A 4,239-nucleotide genomic window follows, 5' to 3' on the forward strand; every position below is an offset into this window, starting at 1 on the left:
ATCAATCTGGTTAAAATCATGGGTAACAATCACGGAAGTATATTTTTCCTTCTCCAGAAGCTTCCAAAACCGGTCAACGGATTCCAGATCCATTCCGGTGGTTGGCTCATCCAGAAAAATCAGCTTCGGAGAATTTAAAATGCTGAGCAGTAAGGAAAGTCTTCTCTTTTGCCCGCCGGAAAGACCGCCCACATATTGCTTTTTAAAATCCTGCAAGGAAACTTTTTCCAAGGCAGTATCCAGATCTATCGAGATTCGATTCATCGCACTTTTCAACTGTACTAAATCCGAAACCGTCAAATCCTCGATCAAAATATCGCCCTGAGGCATCATGCCGATTTCTGTCTGATAATCCAGTGCCGTGTTCACAGTACCGGAATTTGCCTCCAGCTGACCGGCAATGATTTTCATCAGCGTGCTTTTTCCCGCTCCGTTATTTCCCAGTAAAGCGACCTTCTCTCCTTCTTCAATGGAGAAGGAAACACCCTTTAATACCTCTTTATTTTTAAAGGACTTCTTGATTTCATCTACTCTAAACATCTAAGTGAACCTCCCTTTCTTTTTTGTTTACGAGGCTCATTATAGAACGTATGCCGGAAGAGAAAATAAGCTTGTCGCGAACGGTACTTATTTTGTCGCGAACGGTAATTTTCTAAAAAAGCTTACTAAAAACAAGTGCTATTTATGGTAGGATACATTTCATAATTTGTGATTTCACAGAAAGGATTTATATATGACAAATACCAAGGAAAAATCCGAAATTGTTCCCGCAATTATCCAGACAAATGATATCGACCGGCTGATTTATACAATCAGAGGAAGACAGGTTATGCTGGATCACGACCTAGCCGCATTATATGGCTATGAAGTACGTGCATTGAATCAACAAGTAAAGCGCAATATTGGGCGCTTCCCGGCTGATTTTATGTTTCAGCTGACAAAAGAAGAGCTTGGAATCGTGAAATCACAAATTGTGACTTCATCAGTCTCGAATTTTTATTCAGGACAACAAGGAGGCCGTAGGAAGCCACCATATGCCTTTACAGAACAGGGAATATATATGTTGGCTACAGTTCTGAAGGGTGATGCCGCTGAACAACAAAGCATTTTCATTATGCGTGCTTTTCGTGAGATGCGACATTTTATCGCCAACAATGCCCTACTATTTGAAAAGGTCAGTCATATAGAACTAAGGCAACTGGAATATGAAAAAAATACCGATGTGCGCTTTGATAAGGTTTTCCGATATATCGAAGATCATGCTGAGACAGAGCAAAAAATCTTCTTCGACGGTCAAATTTATGATGCATTCAGTTTAATCACATCTATCGTTCAAAGGGCCACTAGAGAGATTATCCTGATTGACGGGTATGTAGATGTGGATACTCTGAACATTTTGGCAAAGAAGAATGCCGGCGTTGATGTGAAAATTTATACCTATGCGAGCGCACAGCTTACCAATAGAGACGCAGCCAATTTTAATGCCCAGTACCCGACATTGACAGTGAAGAGGACGCAGGTATTCCACGACAGATTTATAATTCTGGATGGGAATAAAGCGTATCATATAGGGGCATCCATTAAGGATGCCGGTAAGAAATGCTTTGGAATTTCTCTAATTGAGGACTCGGGTGTAGTTGCAGATTTGTTGAATCGACTGCAAACGGTATAAGTTGGGAAAGACTTCCAAGGTCTATTTGCAAAACTGAATGGTTTGAGAAAAAAGATGTTCGGCGCTGCGGGTACTGATGAGGGATTTCGGGTATTTTTCTAAAATCGTATGCACGTTATAAAGGCCAAGTCCTCTGCCTTCTCCCTTAGAGGAATACCCCTTCTCAAAAATAGGAGAGAGCTCCAGTTTTTCCGCCTTTGTACTGTTTTCCACCACCAAAATGAGGGTTCTCTCCTCACGAATCAAGGCGATGGCGATTTTGGGATCTTCAGCAGTAAGACATCCCTCTATGGCATTGTCACAAAGAATAGAAAGAATTTTGATGAAATCCAGCAGCTCGATTTGAAAATCATAAATCTCTTCTTCTATCTCCACAGAAGTCTCTATCCCCTTACTCTGGGCCTCCAGGAGCTTCGCGGATAAGATACTTTTTACCGCATCATTTTCAATCCGGCTTAATTTTGCAAGGTCAAATTTACTGCTATAAAAGGGCTTTCCGCTGTCCTTAAGAACCGTATTGTAAATGTTTTGAATGCTGTCAAAGTCTTTCCGCTCAATTCCCAGCTTCAAGCTGGTTAAGATATTCATATAGTCATGGCGAAAACTGCGAATCTCTCCGTATAACTCCTCCACATGATGACTGTATTCGGAAAGCGCCTTTAGCTCACTGTCCTTTTGCTCCAGCACTTCCGCTTCCAGTCTTTCCTTGGAAACGGCATTGATATATAAAAGCACCACGAAAAAGATAATGATATAGAGATTATTCAGCTGTCCCCGAAGGCTGTCCGCCCAAGAAAATCTGTCACGCAGCATCAAAAAGGCTGTAATCAAAACAGTGTAAACCATCATCGAGAGATTGATCGGCAGTAAAAAGCGGCGAAAAAAGCCACGCGTAAAGCCTTTCTTCAGCTCCTGAAAATTGATTTTCAGGGATTTTATAATGACAAGATAGAGGGGGAAAACCAGAAGTTCAATCAGAAGATCATATCCGCCGATACTCGCCTCATTATAAACGGAAATTCCAAAGAACGGAAAAACATAGAAGGCCAGCAGCCTTCCCAGCAGACTTTCTAAAACAATAGGATAAAGGCCGTAAAACAGCTTCAGTCCTCCGTCTTTCTCCCGATTTCGATAGAAGCTGTACAGCACGAAGCTCACAAAATACCCGAAGAAAGCAAGGGGTGGAAAAAAGAAAAACAGCAGCTCAAAAAGAACCGGAACAAGGAGAAAAGACCAAAGAGGCATATTTTCATCGCTAATCTGACGATAGAATAGCATCACATTGACGATTTTCACATATTCAATTGTCAGATTGATCATAGATTCCATACATTCTCCTCTCTGAAAATATTTTACTGCTTCATCGACTTCATCCGTTCCAGAAGTCCTTTATACTTCATACGGGAAATCAGACAGCTCTCCTGATTCTCGAATATCGCCATTTTCTCCTCTTTATCAATCTTCACAATGTTCTCCGGATTGACCACAAAGGAGCGGTGGCATTGGTACAGTCTGGAATCCGCCTTTTCCAGGTCGGAAAGCCCTGCATAGAACTCAATTCTTTCCTCCTTGGTATGTAAAATCACCTTATGGACGGTAGGCGAAGACTCAAAATACAAAATTTTATGAAAAGGAACCTGCACTCTGGCCATGGCCGTTTCAAAACTGAAAGAATCCTCCGATACAGTAGCGCCAAGTTTTTCCAACGTGTACTCAATAGCCGACTCCACACGCTCGGAAAAATGTTCCTCATCCAAAGCTTTGTCAATAAAGTCCAGTGCCGAAACCTTATAGCGAAAGGTAATCGGCATAAATTCCGAATGGGTTGTTACAAATACGATAGTGGCATTGGGATCCCTACTTCGAATTTCTTTCGCAATATCCAGCCCCTTCTTTTCCTCTCCTCTAATCTCAATATCCAAAAAGAAAAGCTGATGAGAACCTCTTTCCGTAATCGCATTAAGAAGCTGCCCGGCATTTCCAAAGATTTCCGGTGCCTTACAAGACAAGCTCTTCCTACTAATCAGCTCCTTAATCACATTTTCAATGCGGGATTGTTGTATTCTTTCATCCTCTAAAATAAAGATCTTCAGCAAGTCTCTCACTCCTATTAAATAAATAGCTTTAATAATTTCTTAATTCCTATTCATTAAAATACTCTGCAAAAATATTCGGTTTATTGTACCATGCTTTGCCTAAAATGGAGTTAATTTTTTCATTTTATGCTTCGCAGTTTATTTCTTTCGTCCCCTTCATAAAAATGCTATACTGTTTCCGTGAAGAGATGCTAAATGCCAAGGCTTCTCTTCGCTTACGACACTGCTTAAGAAAAACACTCTATAGGAAAGGAGAAAGAAAAAGTGGATTCTTTTCGATTTGCATTATCTTTCGCTCTTATTGTATGCCTCTCTTTTCTCCTTACCTTTTATATTTATTTTCGGCTTTTATACGGCGTAAAGAAAAACCGGGAAGTCCCTCGGTGGATTTATAAATTCGGGCAGGCTTTTCAGGGTAGAGTGCATGTTGAATATGAAAATGCAACGACTTCCGCAGCTCTTCGAGATGCC

General features: G+C 40.9%; 4 protein-coding genes. 1 reads left to right on the plus strand and 3 read right to left on the minus strand.

Annotated features, from left to right (window positions below; genetic code table 11):
- The coding region (locus RYL27_RS11120) for an ABC transporter ATP-binding protein (protein ID WP_314967189.1) at positions 1 to 540 on the minus strand (540 nt) is incomplete at its 3' end.
- Between the two features lie 193 nt (positions 541 to 733).
- Here RYL27_RS11120 and RYL27_RS11125 point away from each other — a divergent pair.
- A complete protein-coding gene (locus RYL27_RS11125; protein WP_314967190.1) occupies positions 734 to 1,672 on the plus strand; it encodes an ORF6N domain-containing protein in 939 nt (312 codons plus the stop codon).
- A gap of 21 nt (positions 1,673 to 1,693) precedes the next feature.
- Here the strand turns inward: RYL27_RS11125 and RYL27_RS11130 are convergent, their stop codons facing one another.
- Together RYL27_RS11130 and RYL27_RS11135 are read right to left on the minus strand one after the other, a co-directional pair.
- Complete coding sequence (locus tag RYL27_RS11130) at positions 1,694 to 3,001, minus strand: sensor histidine kinase (RefSeq protein WP_314967191.1); 1,308 nt, start codon at positions 2,999 to 3,001, stop codon at positions 1,694 to 1,696.
- Between the two features lie 23 nt (positions 3,002 to 3,024).
- Positions 3,025 to 3,777 carry a response regulator transcription factor gene (locus RYL27_RS11135; RefSeq protein WP_314967192.1) on the minus strand — a complete coding sequence of 251 codons (753 nt, stop codon included), beginning with the start codon at positions 3,775 to 3,777 and terminating at the stop codon, positions 3,025 to 3,027.
- Positions 3,778 to 4,239 lie beyond the last annotated feature (462 nt).

This window comes from Oribacterium sinus (genome assembly GCF_963537195.1).
GTDB classification, from domain to species: Bacteria; Bacillota; Clostridia; order Lachnospirales; family Lachnospiraceae; genus Oribacterium; species Oribacterium sinus_A.